General features: G+C 34.8%; 2 protein-coding genes. Both read right to left on the minus strand.

What is annotated here, in order from left to right:
* Positions 1-254 precede the first annotated feature (254 nt).
* Positions 255-692, minus strand: a complete 438-nt coding sequence (locus FYJ80_RS11540; RefSeq protein WP_032419556.1) for a hypothetical protein — start codon at positions 690-692, stop codon at positions 255-257.
* On the minus strand, positions 676-1,560 hold an 885-nt coding region (locus FYJ80_RS11835), incomplete at its 5' end, for an endonuclease/exonuclease/phosphatase family protein (RefSeq protein WP_206361092.1). The genes FYJ80_RS11540 and FYJ80_RS11835, both read right to left, overlap by 17 nt.

Consider the following 1,560-nt stretch of genomic DNA (forward strand, 5'->3'; position numbering starts at 1 on the left):
CTGGCTGAATGGCGTGACTTTTCGCGCTATGCACTTACGTGCATACTCATGCATGCCGTAAAAACAGAGCCTGCGCGTTTCTGGCGGGTTTTCGGGTGGTTTGTTGCCTGTTTTACCGGTTTCCCGTCAGAAACGCCCTGAGGCCGTTTTAGCGGTGCGTACAATTATGGTCTTATGTTAAATTAGTTGATTCTAAGATATATGGCACCTTCTATGAAAAAGTGCCGTTGATAATGGCATTACATGCTACCTTTTTAAAAAGGAATGTCATCGTCTTCTTGTTGCTCGGATATTAATTTCATTATCTCTATAGATCTTTTTTCTATTATGTAAACAATTGATTCTTTTAAGTTATCCACATCTGTACACTCTGCGGCTTCGTCTTCCGTTTCTACCTGTACAGGATATCCGGTAGACTCATTTATGCTAAATCCAAATAAAATGAAACCTTTAGGGTATGCCATGCTAGAGTTTTTCTTTATTCTGACAATTTTTTTACAATCTTTATATTTGGGAATTTTCGAACTATTCTGAAAAATATCAAAGTCAATTGAGTCGGATGTTATACCCTTTAGCATTGACAAAATTGATGAAATATCTGACTCTATTTTTTCTTTTAAAATTAGTGTTTCATTGGCTTTTTTTAGTGATGCCTTTAGTCTTTCTTGGAACTCTTCATTTTTGGTTGTCATGGTAAATCCTACAAAATATTGGGTAATGATCAAAAGTGTTAAAAAATCTTTGATCTAAACATTGGTTATCATCACTAAGTATACGATGAAAATCAAGGCTGTTCATGTCTAGCTTAAGACAATCTTTTCCTCCGTATATAAATGATGATGAAAACAACATTTGATCAAAAACAAACCATCTATTCGATGCTCCTGATTTATAATGATAAGTTCCTAAGTTATTGGTCTTTTTGTCTGAAAGTAAATACCAAAAAGGGTTAAAAAGAAGTTTTCGTTTATTCTTTATTCGATGGTAATCTCTAGTGGCGTAAAGTTTTTCGTTTATTGCAACAGAGTAAGGGTTTGTGTTGTAATCACCCATGCATATTATTTGGGACTCAATGCCGTGGTCATCTAGTATTTTATTCACATTGTTGCGCAGTGACTCGGCAGCGTCCTCTCGAATCTTTTCATCTGCGCTTCTTATGGATGGCCAGTGTGATAAAAAGAATGTTATTAGATTTCCTGTTACTGCATCCTTAAAAACAACTCTGACAGCAATACGCAAAGTTCTATCATCTGGTTGTATTTTAATTATATATTTATAATCTATGTACTCAAGTTTTGATGCTTCGTACATTATGGATACATCCATAATTATCCGACCAACAGTCCCTGATAAATTCAAGTATTCAAGATGTAGTTTATCAGCCAAAGGTTTAAAATCTATAGCCTCATCTTCTGATATTTCACAGATACCCAAAAAATCCAATGTTTTTTCTTGAGACATTTTTTTTATATAGTGCTTGGCCAATCTAATAGCCTCAGCCTTGTCTTTCTTCACGCCTTTTACAGGTGGTGATATTCCAATATTCCACCAACATAAATT

Origin of the sequence: Bullifex porci (assembly GCF_009695635.1) — a bacterium.
Lineage (GTDB): Bacteria > Spirochaetota > Spirochaetia > Sphaerochaetales > Sphaerochaetaceae > Bullifex > Bullifex porci.

Excerpts from the sequence above, each read along its gene's own strand:
- FYJ80_RS11540 (WP_032419556.1), bottom strand. The coding sequence starts at position 692 with ATGACAACCAAAAATGAAGAGTTCCAAGAAAGACTAAAGGCATCACTA.